General features: G+C 40.6%; 15 protein-coding genes. 8 read left to right on the top strand and 7 right to left on the bottom strand.

The genetic code is table 11. From position 1 onward, the window contains the following. Nucleotides 1-45: 45 nt before the first annotated feature. Nucleotides 46-1,302, bottom strand: a complete 1,257-nt coding sequence (locus tag B3P16_RS05655) for a hypothetical protein (protein ID WP_286841693.1) — start codon at nucleotides 1,300-1,302, stop codon at nucleotides 46-48. A 144-nt stretch (nucleotides 1,303-1,446) separates the two neighbouring features. Here B3P16_RS05655 and B3P16_RS05650 point away from each other — a divergent pair, with 144 nt between their 5' ends. The 3 genes from B3P16_RS05650 (at nucleotide 1,447) to B3P16_RS05640 (ending at nucleotide 3,325) form a co-directional block, all read left to right on the top strand. Beyond that, a complete protein-coding gene (locus B3P16_RS05650) occupies nucleotides 1,447-2,013 on the top strand; it encodes a Crp/Fnr family transcriptional regulator (RefSeq protein WP_286753690.1) in 567 nt (188 codons plus the stop codon). A 52-nt stretch (nucleotides 2,014-2,065) separates the two neighbouring features. Then, nucleotides 2,066-2,515 (top strand): DoxX family protein, encoded by a 450-nt coding sequence (locus B3P16_RS05645; RefSeq protein WP_070567990.1) that lies wholly within the window; start codon nucleotides 2,066-2,068, stop codon nucleotides 2,513-2,515. A gap of 99 nt (nucleotides 2,516-2,614) precedes the next feature. Continuing rightward, nucleotides 2,615-3,325, top strand: coding sequence for an HAD family hydrolase (locus B3P16_RS05640; RefSeq protein ID WP_286841691.1), 711 nt, complete (start codon nucleotides 2,615-2,617; stop codon nucleotides 3,323-3,325). 78 nt (nucleotides 3,326-3,403) lie between these two features. Here the strand turns inward: B3P16_RS05640 and B3P16_RS05635 are convergent, their stop codons facing one another. The 3 genes from B3P16_RS05635 to B3P16_RS05625 form a co-directional block, all read right to left on the bottom strand. After that, the gene (locus tag B3P16_RS05635; RefSeq protein WP_286841690.1) at nucleotides 3,404-5,935 is read right to left on the bottom strand and encodes a TonB-dependent receptor domain-containing protein; all 2,532 of its coding nucleotides are present in this window, start codon (nucleotides 5,933-5,935) and stop codon (nucleotides 3,404-3,406) included. Between the two features lie 154 nt (nucleotides 5,936-6,089). Next, a complete protein-coding gene (locus tag B3P16_RS05630; RefSeq protein ID WP_286753693.1) occupies nucleotides 6,090-6,779 on the bottom strand; it encodes a LytR/AlgR family response regulator transcription factor in 690 nt (229 codons plus the stop codon). After that, nucleotides 6,769-7,809: a sensor histidine kinase gene (locus B3P16_RS05625; RefSeq protein WP_159333108.1), complete on the bottom strand. Its 1,041-nt coding sequence runs from the start codon at nucleotides 7,807-7,809 to the stop codon at nucleotides 6,769-6,771. The genes B3P16_RS05630 and B3P16_RS05625 overlap by 11 nt, the downstream gene beginning before the upstream one ends. 308 nt (nucleotides 7,810-8,117) lie before the next feature. Between B3P16_RS05625 and B3P16_RS05620 the strand changes: the two genes are divergently transcribed. The 3 genes from B3P16_RS05620 (at nucleotide 8,118) to B3P16_RS05610 (ending at nucleotide 10,655) form a co-directional block, all read left to right on the top strand. Continuing rightward, complete coding sequence (locus tag B3P16_RS05620) at nucleotides 8,118-9,074, top strand: aldo/keto reductase (RefSeq protein WP_201640178.1); 957 nt, start codon at nucleotides 8,118-8,120, stop codon at nucleotides 9,072-9,074. Between the two features lie 19 nt (nucleotides 9,075-9,093). Beyond that, a complete protein-coding gene (locus tag B3P16_RS05615; RefSeq protein WP_286841687.1) occupies nucleotides 9,094-9,576 on the top strand; it encodes a YdeI/OmpD-associated family protein in 483 nt (160 codons plus the stop codon). 92 nt (nucleotides 9,577-9,668) lie between these two features. Further along, nucleotides 9,669-10,655 (top strand): Gfo/Idh/MocA family protein, encoded by a 987-nt coding sequence (locus tag B3P16_RS05610; RefSeq protein WP_286768519.1) that lies wholly within the window; start codon nucleotides 9,669-9,671, stop codon nucleotides 10,653-10,655. A 283-nt stretch (nucleotides 10,656-10,938) separates the two neighbouring features. Here the strand turns inward: B3P16_RS05610 and B3P16_RS05605 are convergent, their stop codons facing one another. After that, a complete protein-coding gene (locus B3P16_RS05605; RefSeq protein WP_286841685.1) occupies nucleotides 10,939-11,916 on the bottom strand; it encodes a cyclase family protein in 978 nt (325 codons plus the stop codon). Nucleotides 11,917-11,925: 9 nt separating this feature from the next. Continuing rightward, nucleotides 11,926-12,909, bottom strand: a complete 984-nt coding sequence (locus tag B3P16_RS05600) for an aldo/keto reductase (protein WP_286841683.1) — start codon at nucleotides 12,907-12,909, stop codon at nucleotides 11,926-11,928. Nucleotides 12,910-13,241: 332 nt separating this feature from the next. On the opposite strand from B3P16_RS05600, the gene B3P16_RS05595 reads away from it, so the two are divergent. Continuing rightward, entirely contained in the window at nucleotides 13,242-14,924 is a 1,683-nt protein-coding gene (locus B3P16_RS05595; RefSeq protein ID WP_286841681.1) for an FAD-binding dehydrogenase, read from the top strand. A gap of 170 nt (nucleotides 14,925-15,094) precedes the next feature. Here the strand turns inward: B3P16_RS05595 and B3P16_RS05590 are convergent, their stop codons facing one another. Further along, nucleotides 15,095-15,964, bottom strand: a complete 870-nt coding sequence (locus B3P16_RS05590; protein ID WP_286841679.1) for a DMT family transporter — start codon at nucleotides 15,962-15,964, stop codon at nucleotides 15,095-15,097. A gap of 348 nt (nucleotides 15,965-16,312) precedes the next feature. Between B3P16_RS05590 and B3P16_RS05585 the strand changes: the two genes are divergently transcribed. After that, nucleotides 16,313-17,596 carry a Gfo/Idh/MocA family protein gene (locus B3P16_RS05585; protein ID WP_286753697.1) on the top strand — a complete coding sequence of 428 codons (1,284 nt, stop codon included), beginning with the start codon at nucleotides 16,313-16,315 and terminating at the stop codon, nucleotides 17,594-17,596. Nucleotides 17,597-17,601 lie beyond the last annotated feature (5 nt).

The raw sequence follows: 17,601 nt of genomic DNA, 5'->3' as shown, positions 1-17,601 counted from the left end.
AGGCGTTAAATGCACGATTTGTTTATTCAATTTTGCGATTCTTATCTAACGATTATAGGGATATTCCTGTACCCAATGGAACTTGCGCTGCTTTAATTCGAAAGCTTGCACGTCTTGTTTAATCAGTTTAATTTGCGCTGTATGGTCATCGAAGGTTTTTGTCAGAAGAATATTTCCATCTTGGTTGATTTTATAATCAAATTGATAATTGTTTAAGGTAATTTTCTTCCCCGCAGCATCAATAACAACGCTCTCTCTTTGCGGGCTATAGTCTGTGTTGCGTATTAAGACCTTGTTGTTATCAATTTCGAAAACAATAAGTCGCCAATTTTCGGGGATTGTTTTGCGTGGTGTTCCCGCTTGATCAATACGGTAGATTCCATATAGTGGTGACTTCGTTAGGTACTCAGCGATCATTTTTTTTGTACTTAATATGCCCATGCCCTGTTGCACTATAAAGAGAAGTAACACGGCCAATTTGATGATAAACAAACTTTTTCTTTTCCAGCGTTTATTGAATAGGGGTTGTTGAATAGGAAGTAACTGTACAGGTTTTCCTGAAATAAAAATTTCGCACAATGCTTTTAAGTAGGGAAGCAGTAGAAATATGGAAAATAGCAGGAGTGCTGTGGAGACCATTTTGACAGGAACATCATAAAAATAATTAACAGCCATAATATTGATACTTGTCGCAACCGTGATAAGTGCACCCAAAACCATCATTTTTCTGAAAAGCAATAGGCCCGATAATATTTCAATTGAACCGATGAGTATATTGTAGCCTTGAGAATAACCGATATAAGTCCATGCGAGGCCCATGGGGGAATACTCGCCCAATGGCTGCAGGAGTTGTGTTAACCTCGGCGGCTGCATTTGCATATAGAAGACTTTGATGAGACCATAGTTGATGAGCATAAAAGCAACATAATAACGTATTGCTGTGGTTAACCAGTAAAAAAGGATCCTATAGTTCGCTCTTTTTCGATCTAATATGGACCATAAAGCTGCCCCGACTAATGCTAGTAGGAATAAGATCAATAAGGATATCCAAGCATAGGAGGTATCCCCACTTCCGTTGATGAAGATGCTGTGGTCGTAAGAATAGCGCAATATATTTTCTGCAAACCAGGGAGTCAACTTTTGCATAAAATGGTTGAGGGGAGAGCTGATATAGCAATATAATGGATAAGTGCCGTTGTTGAAAACAAGAATAAATGACAAAATGAAAATAAAAGAAAATCGAAAACCTAATTTTCTAAAGGCAGGCCAACGTTCTGAACCGTTTTCGTTAAGAATAAGCATGATTAAAGTTTATAGTATTTAAGTTAATATTTTTTGGTAAAATAGACCGTATGTTTGTTGAAATAAATAATCGATTAAATAGTAAATAATCATTACGCTATATTTGGACAGAAGTTTTTATCTTGCTCCTAAAAAATAAGAATCATGGACAAGATCAGAGAGTATTTCGAATCGCTCGTTGTCATGAATGATACGGACTGGGAGGTGTTTTCTTCTAAGCTTGTTAAGATGGAGTTTCCAAAAAAATCACTGATTTTGGAAATCGGAAAAACTGAACAGTATTTATCTTTTATTGAAAAAGGAATTGTACGTTTCAATATCCCAAAACTGGACTATGATTTTACTTTTGGATTCGCTTTTGAAAACTCTTTTGTAAGTGGGTACGATTCCTTCTTGACACAGCAGCCTTCATCGTATCATCTCGAGGCAATAACGGATTGTATTTTATGGCGGATATCGTTTGAGGATCTCCATGCGGTATATCAAACAACAACGGTTGGGAATCTAATTGGTCGGAAAGCGGTTGAGGACATTTTTCTAAAAAAAATGAAACGGGAACTGACGCTACTCGAAGATTCGGCAAAAACCAGGTATATCAATTTGTTGCGTGAGCAGCCCGAGCTGATTCGCAATATTCCCTTAAAATATCTGGCTTCTTATATTGGTATTAGACCGCAATCATTGAGCCGAATCAGAAAAGGCATTTATTAACAAATGTTCATTGATAACAAAAAGAAGGGTACCTATTTTTGTTATAAAAAAGATGAAACCATTTTTTGTATTGATCGTTGTCTTTGTTGTCTCCAATTTAAGTACCCTGTTGTTGAAAGGCACGGTGGATTATTTTTTTTCTGGCAAAATAGCACTAGCCGTTATGTTGCTGTTTACATCATTGGGGCATTTATTATATACGGAGGGAATGACCTTGATGCTGCCCGAATTTATTCCATTTAAAAAGGAAATGATCTATGCAACCGGACTGTTGGAAGCCCTTGCTGCTATTGGGCTATTTGTCCCGCAGATGAGCCGCATAACGGGAATCCTTTTAATTGTCTTCTTTCTACTGGTATTACCCACAAATATCCGGGCAAACTTGAAGCATATAAATTATGAGACGGCTACTTTCGATGGACCTGGTCCAAACTATTTGTGGTTTCGTATTCCGTTTCAAATCTTGCTTATCGCTTGGACTTATTATTTTGCGATTCGTTAAATTAAGTTTCTTAACTAAAATATAGCATTAAATTAACACGGTATTGTTTAGTTTTATTTAACAATTTTTTATTTTTGCTAAACTTTTAGGTTTAATCAAATGAAAGAAGCAATTAGGATGATCGTATTTGACATGGCAGGTACGACAGTGAACGAAAATAATATTGTGTATAAGACGCTTAGAAATGCAATAAATACGGTAGGAGGCTATGAACTTACATTAACGGAAGTATTGGCGCATGGCGCAGGTAAGGAAAAGTTACAAGCGATCAAAACAGTACTTAAAAATAGCCTGAATCTTGTTGATGATGAATTGGCACAACGCATGTTTACGTTGTTTTTAGGGGAGCTGGAGCATGCTTATGAAGTGGAAGAAATTTATCCAAATACGAATGCTGAGGAGCTTTTTGCCAAATTGAAAGACCGTGATATCTTACGTGTGTTGAATACGGGATATGACCGAAAAACTGCGGAGTCGCTTTTAGAAAAGCTTAACTGGAAAGTAGGAAAGGATGTAGATGCATTAATTACAGCGTCTGATGTGCCTCGAAACAGACCCTATCCAGATATGATTGAATTAGCGATGCAAAAATTTGAAATTGCTGATCCAGGTGTTGTCGTAAAGATTGGAGATTCTATTATCGATATACAGGAGGGGCAGCAAGCAGGCTGTGGTTTAAGTATCGGTATCACAACCGGTGCACATAATGTGGCTCAACTCAAATCCGCAAATCCCGATTATGTGATTGATGATCTACTGGAAATTGTTCCAATACTTGAAAAGAAGAATATATCCAATACAGTTGTCTAGTTCTTTGACACTGTTGAATAAAAAAGCGGGTATTTCCTACAAGAAATACCCGCTTTTGATTGCGATATGATCCACATGCTATTGCATTTGTATGCCTTCCATTGAATTCTGGTTTTTGTTTTTCTTAAACATGTTCATATCCATTTTTCCGAAACGGTAGGAAAGATTCAATTTGATCAACTGCGGATTGGAAAGTCGATAATAGGTTTGAGAGAATCCTTCACCCGATGAAACAATGGTATTGCCACGTGTTCTGAAGATATCATTGATGGCCAATGTTGCGGAGGCAGCCTGATTTTTCAAGAAGCTTTTCTTGATGGCAAAGTCGATACCATAGAATGGTTTGATATAGCCTTGGGAAGAGCTTTGTGCCTGGTTCATTGGTGGGCCGAATGTCTGGCCCTGTGTAACTGGCATATTTGTTTTGCCTTGATATTCAAAAGCAAGCTGTAGGTTCCAGTTTTTCTGTAAGTTGAATGTATTGTTCAATTTTCCAAATACTGTCCACATACCTTCCGATGGTGTTTTCTCATCAACTTCAATTTTAGAATTGTAGAAGTTGAGGTCTGCTGTCAGATCCCACCATTTTTTGAGATTATTGGTATACGTGAATTCGGCCCCATAATTTTTGCTGGAATTGGCATTGATATAGGTATTAATGAAGTCCATTTTGTTCGTCACCGGATTGAGTTCCTGTGTCAGGTAACGTGTAATTAGGTTGTTTGTAGATTTATAGTATACCGTTGCCAAAAATGTACCTTTTCCATGTGTACGACTGTAAGAAAGTTCGCCCGAAGTGGTGAATTCTGGTACAAGATCGGGGTTACCACGTGTAATATTTAAGCTGTCTGTGTAGTCAACAAAAGGGATAAGCTGAAAGAAGTTCGGACGGTTGACACGACGGGTTACGCTCATCTGTATTTGGTCTTTCTCGGTTAGCTTTTTGCTTAGGAACAAAGAAGGAAATAAGCTAAGGGGATACTTGTTGTGGAACTTTTCGTTTGTATTCAAAAGTTCGCCGTCGTACGTTGAGCTTTCTGCGCGCAGCCCAACTTTATAGGAAACCCAGTCTTTGAGATTTCCTCCAAGTGAGGCATAAGCTGCATAGACGCTGTTTTTGTTATTATAGTTTGCTGAAGCTGCGGTGATATTTTCAAAATCAACTTTGTCTACTGCTTTTAAGGAATTATTGTTGAGGTTTTTGAGTTTATTGATCTGGGCACGCACACCGGTCTCGAGTTTCATGCCATTTTTGAACGGTTTAACATAATCTGCCTGCACAGTCATAAATTTATTGTCACCGGAGCCTATGTTTTTTTGGATCTGTGTACCGCTGACCTCATCGCTAGCATTGCGATAATTGGTCGTATATAGCCCATTGGATGTGTTGGTGCCGCCAAAGTAATTGAAATCGACAGACAATTCTTCGCCTTCAGTTTTGAATTTTTGGACAAGACCGGCTTGCAATCCGCGGGGTTTAAAGCTTCTTTCAGATTCGGAAATCCGATCACTAACCGATTCGCTCCCTCCGGACTTGGTTAAGATCGACGAGTTCTCATTAGGCTTAAATTTACCCTGAACCAACACTCCGGCGACAGATAGCGTTGTTTTGGGACTTAAGTCGTAATCTACGCCAAGCCGGCCAAAGGTAATCATACCTTTTGTTTTGCCCTCGATATCTTGATCTACTGTCGATTCTATGCCATTAATTGTACTGGTACGGTGGCTGTCGCCCTCGGTGTTGGTCCGCATGCGCATATTCATTCCCGTCAGTGAGATGTTGAATTTATTCTGACGCAGATTTAAACTACCCATAAAGTTGGTCCCGCCAAAGCGGTCAGCTCCTAAGGTGACCATACCATTGTATCCAGCTTTCTTATTTTTTTTCAGAATAATATTGAGGATACCGGCCATACTTCCAGAAGCGTCGTATTTGGCAGATGGATTTGTGATGATCTCGATTTTATCAATGACATCAGCCGGAATTTGATCCGGTGTAAGCGTGGTCGGTTTTCCGTCAACAAAAATCGTTGGCGCTGCATTTCTCAATTTTACATTACCGTCGATATCTACTTGTACAGAAGGCATATTGCGGAGTACATCGATTGCTGTACCGCCAGCCGCGACGATATTTTTCTCTACGTTGAAGACTTTTTTGTCGATGTCCATTTCGAGTAATGCCTTGCGGCCAGTCACGGTGACTTCATCGAGCTTACGGTTGTCATTTTCCAGTTTGATCGCGCCGAGATCTTTGGTTGTTGTTTTGCTATCGCTATAGTCTACAGCTAGATCGATCGGTGCATAGCCTACAGAGCTAATTTTTAGCTTCCATTTTTCTTTTGGTGAAATGGCTGCGAAATTGAATTTTCCATTTTCTGAAGAGCTGGTACTTTTTACGAGAATTTCCCTTTCTTTACCTGTAGCTTGATCCTTGATGACCTTCAATAAATTCACGGAAGCTTGTGCGATCGGTTTCCCGTTGTCGTCCACAATTTGGCCGGAGAGCTGGCCTTCGGACATGGCGAAAGCAGGACGACCGCCAGCAGGGGCTTGAGCGTGTACAGAAGCAACCGCAGTTGCCATTAATGCTATTGCTATAAATCTTTTCATTTTTTCTTTGCTATGCTATCGGCTACGCGGATTAAGCTGTTCGATAGTACGCAAATTTGAAAAGGATTTTTTAGCTATGCAATCATCTGTAGACCGAAGCGGCGAATGTGTAGACGAACGGATAGTTGTATCGATTCAATTTGTACCTGTAGCATTAGATAAACTGTTCGATATTTTTAATATATTTTTTACCGATAGGAAGGGCAGTTTCGGGTAAGGTGAGTTTGCTTTGACCGATCTGTTCAATACGATTTTTGTTGACAATAAAAGAATTATGTATGCGTAGAAAATCGACTGTAGGTAATATTTTTTCCATCCCTCGGAGGTTGCTGCGCGTAAGAAGTGGCGATTCACGGTCGACCAGGTATATTTTCACATAGTCTTTCAAGCCTTCGATGTAGCTGATTTCATGGAGGAAAATTTTCGTCTTTTTGTATTCTACATTGACGATAATATGATCCTGTTCGGGTAGCTGTTTTGCACGGAGCAGCATACTTTCTTCCACTTTTCGGACTGCGGCTGCGAGTCGTTCTTTTGAAATGGGTTTAAGCAGATAATCTACGGCATTTAGCTCGAAACCTTCAACAGCATATTGGTGATAGGCCGTGGTGAAGATAACTAAGGGGCGTGGGGTGAGTTCGCGAATAAACTGCGTACCCAATTGATCGGGCATTTCAATATCCAGAAAAATCAGATCGATAGCGTGATCTTTTAAATAGTCTTCAGCTTCGGCCGTCGCATTAAATTTACGGGCGACTTCGATTTGCTCAAAATTCAATAAGTCGTCTTCTAAAATGTTGAGCGCGAAGGGTTCATCATCGATTAGTATACATTTAATCTTCATCGGTCATCAGTTTTAAAGTCACTTCGAAATCTCCAGCATCGGTTTTTCCGATCCTGAGGTCATGTCGGTTGGGATACAGTAATTGTAATCGTCTGCGTACATTGGTCAGTCCTATCCCTTCGTTTGGACGCGGTTCCGTATGTTGTAAAATGCTATTGCGAGATATAAAGATAATGCCACCTGGAGTCTCCTGAAATTGAAACTGTATCTGTGGTTCAGTTTTGCTATCCACACCATACTTGAATGCATTTTCCACAAAATGGATGAAGAGTAATGGGGGGATCATTCTATTTTTGACTCTGTCTTCGATATCTAGTGCCACATTTCCTTGAATAGGAAGACGAAGGGTCTGTAAGGCGATAAAATTGCGCATATGGTCGATCTCTTTAAAAAGTTCGACTTTGGGGCCGTCTACTTCGTAAAGTATGTAGCGTAGCATTTCGGACAACTTAACAATAGTGTCTTCGGAATCTGATGATTGTTTACGAATGAGCCAACGGATATTATTGAGCGTATTGAATAGGAAATGTGGGCTGATCTGAAGTTTTAACATCGTTAGTTCTGCCGTTGTTTTTTCAAGCGCAATCTGTTTGTTGAGCTCCTTTTGTCGGGCTTGCTCATCGTAGAGAAAGATCATCGAAGAGGTGATCATACAGAGTGAGTAAATAATGCCCGGGCCGATGACCAATCGTACGAAAAGAATATTTTCCTTGCTCAGATGAGCGAGCTCCCCATCTGGATTAAAATAGACTATACAGTAGTTCAGTGCTACATAGGTGGCGAATCCAAGTGCCATTAATAGTACAAAGATCTTTCTGCGACCAAAAAAATAGGTAGGTGCAACAACGTAGCAGTGCAAGTAAAAATGAGTAGCCAGGAACACAATATTTACTAAATGCGATAATGCCGAATAAGGCTTGAAATCCGCGATTTTATCCGGCTGGTAGAGGTACGTAATAAAGGGCAAAAGCAGTAATATGGTCCAGATGACAATATGTAAATAGAATTTTCTGAAGAATCTGCCGATCATGTTATATCTAATTAATCCCCTTACTTTTGGATAAGACCAAACTTAGATAAATTGCTTTTTATATGCAATATAAATACGTTTATAGGTAAAAACAATTATTCATCAAAGCTGTTCTCCGAAGGTTATCATGATCTGTTGTCAATCGATATGGTGTTATAAACATAAGCAGCTATTAAATGAAATGATGTTAAAAAGAGGTTCAGGAAAGAACACGAAAACGGGAAATAGGCTGGACTGTTGGAAATAGTTTTGTATTTTGCAGGTATAAACTTTGTAACGTGACGTTCAATCCAAACCGATATCAGCATATGCCCTACAGACGCTGTGGGAAGAGTGGCATTCTCTTGCCAGCCATTTCATTGGGGCTTTGGCAAAATTTTGGTGAAACCGATATTCAAGCGGTGTTCCGCAAAACCTTGGTGACCGCTTTTGATCACGGGATTACCCATTTTGACCTTGCCAATAATTATGGTCCGCCTCCGGGAAGTGCAGAAGAGAACTTTGGACATATATTGCGTAGCGATTTTGTGGGCTATCGTGATGAACTTTTAATTTCCACTAAAGCGGGATATACCATGTGGCCGGGTCCGTATGGTGACTGGGGAAGTCGTAAATATTTGATGGCCAGCTTACACCAGAGCTTAAAACGGATGAAGCTCGATTATGTGGATATATTTTACCATCATCGACCGGATCCGAATACACCGTTGGAAGAGACGATGGTCGCATTGCGAGATATTGTTCATCAAGGAAAGGCCTGCTATGTGGGTTTGTCCAATTATCCTCCTGATCTTGCTCAGAAAGCTGCTGCGTTATTGCGTGCAATGGGGACACCATGCCTTATTCATCAGCCTAAATATTCGATGTTGGTGCGGACACCTGAGGAGGGGCTTTTGGATGTGCTGCAGGCAGAAGGAATCGGAGCGATCGCTTTCTCTCCTTTGGCACAGGGACTGTTGACCAATAAATACTTAGGTGGCATTCCGGCAGATTCGCGCGCTTCGAAAGAGCATTTTTTGAAAAGTGACATGATCACTGCTGAATTGATGGAGAAGATAGACCGGTTGAATAATCTGGCGATACAAAGAGGCCAAACATTGGCTCAAATGGCAATTGCATGGTTGTTGAAAGATGAACGTGTAAGCTCCGTTTTGGTAGGGGCGAGAAATAGTGAGCAACTGGTTGATTCACTCAAGGCCCTGGACAGGCTAGACTTTACGGCGGATGAATTGGCACTTATTGATGCTATTCTGAAGTATAATTAATCACCTAATTGATCGTGTCATGTTTGCTTTTGAAGCACAATTGGAAATTATCGGTATCAATCCTTTTGTTTTTGTTCCTGCTGATATTCTGGAAAACCTATTTAAGGATGCGGGAATGAACAAAGGTTATATTCCTGTGAAGGGAAAAGTTAATGAAAAAGATTATGTTCAGACCTTGCTGCGATTTCAGGGGGAATGGAGACTGTACATTAACACGGTTATATTGGCGAACTCGCCGAAACGAATCGGCGAGACCTTAACCATAACAATCGCTTTTGATCCGGAAGACCGGACTATTTTGCCTCATCCAGAACTCGAAGCAGCATTTGCGCTAAATAAGGATGCACTAAAGGTGTTTGATGGATTGTCTCCATCAAAGCAAAAGGAAATTATCCGTTATATTTCTAACTTAAAAACTGCGGATAGTCGAAGAAAAAACATCGCAAGGGCGATCGGTTTTCTATTGGGTAAAAATCGATTTGTGGGGCGTGAAAAGCCCTAAGAACTCAGACCAGTACTTCCATGTATGTCCTGTAATTACGGCCAGATATAGGGAGGATTGGTTAGAATTTTAGTGATAATTTGAATATACTTATGGACAATCCTAAAATAGTATGGGGTATCATCGGCTGTGGTGATGTCACAGAAAAAAAAAGTGGACCTGCGTTTAATCGGATAAATAATAGTCAGCTAATGGCTGTCATGCGAAGGGATGCGGCGAAAGCTGCTGATTATGCTAAGCGACATCAGGTACCCCTATGGTATTCAGACGCTGACGATTTACTTGATAATATCGATCTCAATGCGATTTATGTCGCAACGCCACCGTCCTCTCATCTCGCGTATGCACTATCAGCCCTTCGTAAAGGGAAATCTGTTTACGTTGAAAAGCCCGTTACGTTAAATGCGATAGAGGCTGAATCATTATTGGCGGAAGTAAAAAACAGGAACGGGAAATTGGTTGTTGCGCATTACCGTAGACAATTGCCTTTGTTTCTAAAGGTTAAAGAGCTTGTTGAAAACGGTGAAATTGGCCAGCTAAGGACGGTGCAACTCCGTTTATGGCAAAGCAGAACGCCCGACCTGGTAACTAAAAGTGGCGGAGATTGGCGTACTGATCCTGCTGTTTCGGGCGGCGGCTACTTTTTTGATTTAGCCCCTCATCAATTGGATTTGATGCTCTATTTTTTTGGAATGCCGATTTCATACGATGGTTTTAGCTTAATTCAGGATAAGGACAGTGCTGTTGCCGATCAGACCACAGGGACCATTTTATTTAATAACCAGCTTGTTTTTAATGGAAGTTGGTGTTTTAATGTTGCCAAAGAAAATCAGGTAGACAGTTGTGAAATTGTTGGAAGCCTTGGTCATATTACTTTTTCCATTTTTGGAAATTCAATTGTTATCAAAACAGGGGATGGAGAGCAGGAATTCAGATTTGACCATCCCGAAAATATTCAATTGCCGATGATTTCGCGTGCGGTAGACTATTTTAGCGGCATCGGGCCAAATCCATCTCCGATTGAGGAAGCCTTGGTCCTGATGCAGATCATCGATAACTTTTCGACAATAAGGCAATAATATTTTGCTTTGCTGATAAGCTGTAGTCTTTAAGGATGAAGCATGTATAATGGAAAGCCTATTTGGAAGATAGTTATGATTTTCGTCTTCCAAATAGGCTTAATTTTTCTGACAGTGTCTGATCTTATTGGCCACAAAGAACCTTCAGTTTGCTTTCATTGCTGTTGGTGTCTGCGAAGTTATGAAGGTTTTATTAAGTATTCTTCTTTTGAATGGACCCATTGGAGCAATGAGTTCTAAGTTGGTGCCATAAAGAGGTGTACCGAACTGATCTTAAAAGCAATTAATAGATCGCTACTGGATTGACATTGACCTGTGTGGATCCTACATATAAGGGCTGTCCAAGGACAAATAGAAATTCCCAGACTTTTTCTTTTACCAAGGGGCGTGTATCGATTAATTCAAGATTGTATATGCCACGTTTGGCCAATAAAAACTGATTGATTGGAAATTCCTCGTTGGTATTGGGGTTTGGATATACTTCAGATGCCCACGTGTCACCACCAAAAGCAACGATACTTTGATCTGCTAGCCATTTTGCTGCATCCATACCGATACCGGGTTCAGTTTCCAGGAACTGTTGGTTGTTGTTGCCGATCAATTCTAACCAACCTGTGTTGAATAAGACGATGTCACCTTTTTTGATCGTGATCCCTTGTTTTTTTAACACCGATTGAATGGCTTCAACGGTAAATTCTGTACCACCGGGAACGATATCTTTTCCATAATAGGCTGTCATATCCAAGACAATAGCACGGGTTACCAGTGGTGGGACTTTTTCTATTCCAAGTTTTTTAACGCCTTCTACCGTAACGAAATCCTGCGCTTTGTTGCCATTGTAGTAGATATTGTTGATTCCGATATGTCCAATACCGTTCAATTGGGTGCCGACACCGGTCCAGGCATTTACCAATTCGTCGTTGAAAGTGAATTTATTGGGACCAAGTGTTGCACCAGCCTGTTCTCCGGGTTGTATATTATACAAGTTAAAACTACGGTGGCGGAAAGCTGGGAGCTGTTTGTTTACAGGGACAGCAAGAGGGACAGTTTTTCCCTTTTTGACAAGTTTTAACGACTGTAGCACCAATTTTGGTGATATTAAATTGGCAGCTCCGATCTCGTCGTTCTTACCATAAGCAGCATGATGCCATGTACTATCTGTTGGGTCTACCAACAGTGTTTTATTTTGCGCATTGCTTTGCAATGCTGTGAGTGACAGTACCCCCATGAGGAGTACTGTCAACTGATTGAATTTTTTCATCGTTGAATATTAAATTTTTGCTAATGCAAGATTGATAAAGGATAGTTCTTCTGCGGTAAGCGTGATGTCGATGGCCTGCGCATTTGCGATGGCCTGCTCTGCATTTCGGGCACCTGCCAAGACCACAGTGATCGCCGGCTGCAAACTAGTCCAGCGTAATACCAATTGGGAAAGCGTGACACCTTTGTTTGCGGCAATTGGACTGATGGTATCCAAGAAGGTCTTTACCTTGGCCAGATCAAATTGTTGGAAATAACCATTGCGGTGATCGTTTTCTTTTAATTTACCAGTATTGAAATATTTACCGGTTAACAAACCACGCTCCATAGGGCTATATACAATGATACCCAGATCATTTTCCTTTGCGTAAGGAACAAGGTCCTGTTCGATACCTCGGTTCAGCATGCTGTAACCAACTTGATTACTCGCTATATTGAGGGTTTTTCGTGCTTCTGAAACTTGATCAACGCTATAATTGCTGACGCCGGCAGCACGGATCTTACCTTGTTGTAAAAGAAGATCCAAGGCTTCCATCGTTTCGGGAATCGGAGTTGTACTATCTGGCCAGTGAATCTGTAGTAGATCGATATAGTCGGTGCGTAAGCGTTTTAGGCTATTCTCTACTTCCTGAATTACACTAGCTTTTGATGCATATTTATAAACTGGAATAGTTTTACCAGCTTCTTCTGCGTCAAAGAAAAATTCACCTTTTCCTTGGTTACTACCGTCCCATACCAAACCAAATTTGGTCAATACCTGTATTTTGGTCCGATCATAACCTTGAATTGCCGCACCGATCATTTCTTCACTCAAACCAAAGCCATAAAACGGGGCTGTATCTAATGTAGTGACACCGTTGTCGATCGATGCTTTCACAGAATCAATAGAATCTTTCTTTTCATTGCCGCCCCACATGTTGCCGCCAATTGCAAAAGCTCCGTACGTAATTGCTGATAATTCTAAATCTGTTTTTCCTAATTTTCTGTATTCCATTTTTTTATTTTTTATGTCTCTTGTTAAATTTTATTTGTTATTCTAATGCGCCTTTTTTTACTAAATAAATCTGTTCGAAAGGATGCTTACTATTATCTGAATGATTGATGGCACAAAGTTATAACGCTATTTTTTATTATTAAAATAATTTAAATTAGGTTATTCTATTATTTTTATGATATAGTGCTAGATCCTTTTTTTGAAAAGCGCCAGCAGATTTCTGTTAACTTTTTCTTGTACATTCCTACACAAACTAGTAGATTTATATAGTGTGGTAGGTCTTGTTAGTACTTACATTTTTATTGGGATAACCGTTCAGTAAAAGAATATCTATGCAAACAGTTGAACAATTTAAACCTGATGTGATTATTATCGGAGCGGGTTTAGCAGGGCTTACAGCAGCAATGGAGGTTACCAATGCTGGTAAGAAAGTGCTTCTTGTGGATCAGGAGACAGCTGAAAATCTTGGTGGTCAGGCCTATTGGTCCTTTGGTGGGCTTTTTCTTGTCAATTCATCTCAACAACGTCGTATGGGCATCAAGGATTCTTTTGAACTGGCTCGGCAGGACTGGATGGGAACTGCAGGATTTGACCGCGAGGAGGATTATTGGCCGCGACAATGGGCAGAGGCCTACCTGAAATTTGCGACGGAAGAGAAGGCTGCTTACGTCGCTCAGCTCGGTATTAAGCTGATGTTTATGGTCGGTTGGGCTGAGCGCGGTGACGGATCGGCCTCGGGGCATGGTAATTCCGTTCCTAGATTTCATGTTAGTTGGGGGACTGGAACTGGCGTTGTGAAACCTTTTGTGGATAAAGCTTTTGCTGCGCAGGAAAAAGGTCTGCTGCGGTTTTGCTTTCGACATCGCGTGACAAAATTGCTAACGCAAGATGGCGCGGTCTTCGGAATTGCGGGCGATGTTTTGGAAGATGATAACAAAGCAAGGGGTGTTGCTACCAACAGAAATATTCTTGCAGCGTTTGAATATTATGCAGATCAGGTCGTTATTGCTTCGGGAGGGATTGGAGCAAATCATCAATTGGTACGCGAAAATTGGCCTGAACGATTAGGGAAAGCACCAGTGCAAATGATTTCAGGTGTTCCCGCCTATGTCGATGGAAAAATGGTTGGAATTGCCGAAGAGGTTGGGGCTCATATGATAAACCGCGATCGCATGTGGCATTATACGGAAGGGATTGAAAATTGGAATCCAATATGGCCTATGCACGGCATCCGTATTTTACCTGGGCCGTCTTCATTGTGGTTTGATGCCCGCGGTAATAGGCTTCCAGCTCCTTATTTACCTGGATTTGATACCTTGGGTACACTCAGGCACCTGCAAGAGACAGGCTTTTCTTATTCCTGGTTTATCCTGACACAGAAGATTATCAAAAAGGAGTTTGCTCTTTCAGGTTCAGAACAGAATCTGGATATCACCAACAAGGATTATAGGTTATTTTTGAAACGCATTTTTGGGAAAAATGCACCTGGACCAGTTGAGGCTTTTAAGGAAAAGGGACCTGATTTTATTGTTTCGGACAATCTAAAGGATCTGGTCGCTCGTATGAATCGTTTGACAGGCGAAGATCTTTTGGATTATGAAACGATTAAAACGCAAATTGAAGCGCGTGACCGGGAGGTCGATAATAAGTTTTCAAAGGATACGCAAGTAAATTACATTCGAAATACACGAAACTACCTTGGTGATAAATTAGGTCGGGTGGCAGCCCTCCATAAAATCCTGGCGCCGGAAAATGGACCGCTCATTGCGGTACGTCTCCATGTGTTGACGCGTAAAACCTTAGGCGGTCTCAAAACGAATCTCCATTCGCAAGTACTAACAAAGGATAACAAGGTGATAGCGGGTTTGTATGCAGCAGGCGAGGTGGCTGGATTTGGTGGTGGCGGCATGCATGGTTATCGAGCGTTAGAAGGTACTTTCTTGGGCGGTTGTATATTCTCAGGCATGAAAGCCGGACAACATATTGCGCGTTTGCCAAAGGCAGCATTTACCTAAAAAATGTTTATGAAAGTCGATCCTTTTCTTTATAATGCCAGCTTTTCCATCCGATGTTGTTGCCGGATAGCGTCGGCCCAGGCCATCGGTGGTTACATTTAACGTTAAAACAACATTTCTAGTAGGCAATCAATGCGATGTTTGCCTATTCAGATCAGAGTAAGAAATTATTAAGTTTTTTTCTGGATAGAGCGCAGCGTTTGAAGAAGAACAGAAACAAGTACAAAAGCGAGCCCCACATAGAAAGAAGCATTGACTTGTCTGCCTTCGTTGAAGAATAAAAAAGCAATGATAATCGAATAGATGGGCTCAAGATTGAAACTCAAATTGACCGTAAATGCAGATAGCTTCTTGAGTGATTCGGCAAAAAGAACATAAAGACCAACCGTACAAAATAAAGACAGCAAGATTAAATAGATCCCATCAGAAAAGCTTGGTATAAAACGTTCGGTGGGAAATAAATAATAGAAAATAGGCAGTCCAAGTCCCAATACAATGGTTCCACTAAGCATTTGATAATAGTTGAGTAATTTACTATCATATTGTTTGACCAATCGCTCATTGTAGATGGTATATAGGGCCGCGAAAATAGTTGAAATTACACCCAAAATAATGCCCACTTGATAAGAGCTATCAAAATGAAAGATTAAACTGATTCCGATCAAGGTCAACATGCTTAACATCAGCTGCGCCGCACTAAATCTTTTTTTATTGATGATAGGTTCTAGAATGGCTGTGAAAAAACTGGTCAGGCAATAGCACACTACGCCAATGGAAATATTGGAAAACTTGATACTTCCATAGAAAAATATCCAATGGATGGTGAGCAATAATCCACCTCTTGCAATATTCAGTATATCTTTTGTCGATTTTAATCGCTCAATCTTGAATAATTTGAGGACAACGAAAAGAATAAGTGTTGAAAGTAAAACCCTAAACCACACGAGTGGTATCTGATTGAGGGTAATGAGTTTGCCGAAAACTCCGGTGAAGCCTGCGAGCAGTACCGCGGTATGAAGTACTAAATATGATTTTTTCATAAAAAAAATGTCTTTCCCATAAAGGGAAATTTAAAAGCTAAATAAATAGTTAATCCTTGTATCATCCGAATTTGCTCCTGATCAGATATCATTATTCGTTTGACATTGCGCTATGTTATTTTGCTGGTGGAGAAAGACAAGTTCTTCGGTCCATGGTTTTATGCTAGTTTTTAACAAATATAGAAATTATCTACGGTATTCAAAGTCCTTTATTTCAGCCATTTTGTTGGATTAATATTCTTCATCCTAAAGACTAAATCTTATATTAGTGATCTCACTAGGGGGATGCCCAAGATAATCGTCTTCCTAGTATTGAATATGCAATATCAATATAAACCAAACTAAACAATGAAGAGGAAAGAATTTATTCGAAATACGAGTCTGTTGGCGGCATCGGCACTTTTTGCACAGACGAAAGTATTCGGTTTTCAAGCTGATACGGTCCGTGTGGGACTGATCGGTACCAACGGTATGGGTTGGTCTAATCTGAACGCTATCTTGAAAGTACCAGGCGTGCAGTGTACGGCATTATGTGATGTCGATGAAAATGTTTTGAAGAATCGCGCTGAGGAATTAAAGAAACGCAATATTGATGTGAAGACTTACATCGATTATAAAGATCTTCTGAAAGCAAATGACGTTGATGTTGTTATTGTCGCTACGCCCGATCATTGGCATTGCATGCAAATGGTTGATGCTGTTGCGGCAGGAAAAGATGTATATGTCGAAAAACCGATTGGCAACTCCATTCGGGAATGTGAAATTATGGTTGCAGCTGCTAAAAAGTATAAACGTGTTGTACAGGTAGGGCAGTGGCAACGAAGCCAACAACATTTTAGAGATGCGATGGATTTTGTTCATAGCGGAAAATTGGGAAAGATACGCCTTGTTAAGGCTTGGGCTTATCAAGGTTGGATGAAGAGTATTCCGGTTCAGGCAGACGCTAATGTTCCTACTGGAGTACATTATGATAAATGGTTGGGGCCAGCCCCAAAACGTGCATTTAATCCCAATCGTTTTCACTTCAATTTCAGGTGGTATTGGGATTATGCGGGTGGCCTAATGACCGATTGGGGTGTACATATGTTGGATTATGCGCTGATCGGAATGAAAGTGTCAGATCCTGTTTCGGTAATGGCTGCTGGTGGTAAATTTGCTTATCCCGACGACGCCGCTGAAACACCAGATAGTCTAACAACGGTGTATGAGTTTGATGGATTTAATGTTCAATGGGAACAGGCGACAGGTATAGATTTGGGCCCTTATCAGAAGACTCACGGCGTTGCTTTCATTGGTAATAATGGTACCTTGGTCGTTAATCGTGAAGGCTGGGAAGTTATTCCCGAGAAAGGACGAATGGACGCTGTCTCTTTCCAACGTTCGCAGGACAATGGACTGGACAAGCATATGGTTAATTTCGTTGAAGCTGTTAGAAAGAAATCAGTAGAAGGTCTTCATGCTCCGATAGAAGCGGGGGCTCATATTGCGATATTCTCACAGATGGGAAATATTGCATACCGTTCTAAAAAGAAATTGTTTTGGGACAAACAAAAGCGCAGTTTCAATGATAAAGATGCGGACGGGTACTTAGCGAAAGTTTATCATAATGGCTATAATCTGCCCAAAGTCTAGGGAAA

Source organism: Sphingobacterium sp. UBA7631 (genome assembly GCF_002483935.1).
In the GTDB taxonomy this organism is placed as follows: Bacteria; Bacteroidota; Bacteroidia; order Sphingobacteriales; family Sphingobacteriaceae; genus Sphingobacterium; species Sphingobacterium multivorum.
Note: the sequence above shows the minus strand (reverse complement) of the source record. Positions and strands in the feature narration are given on the sequence as shown.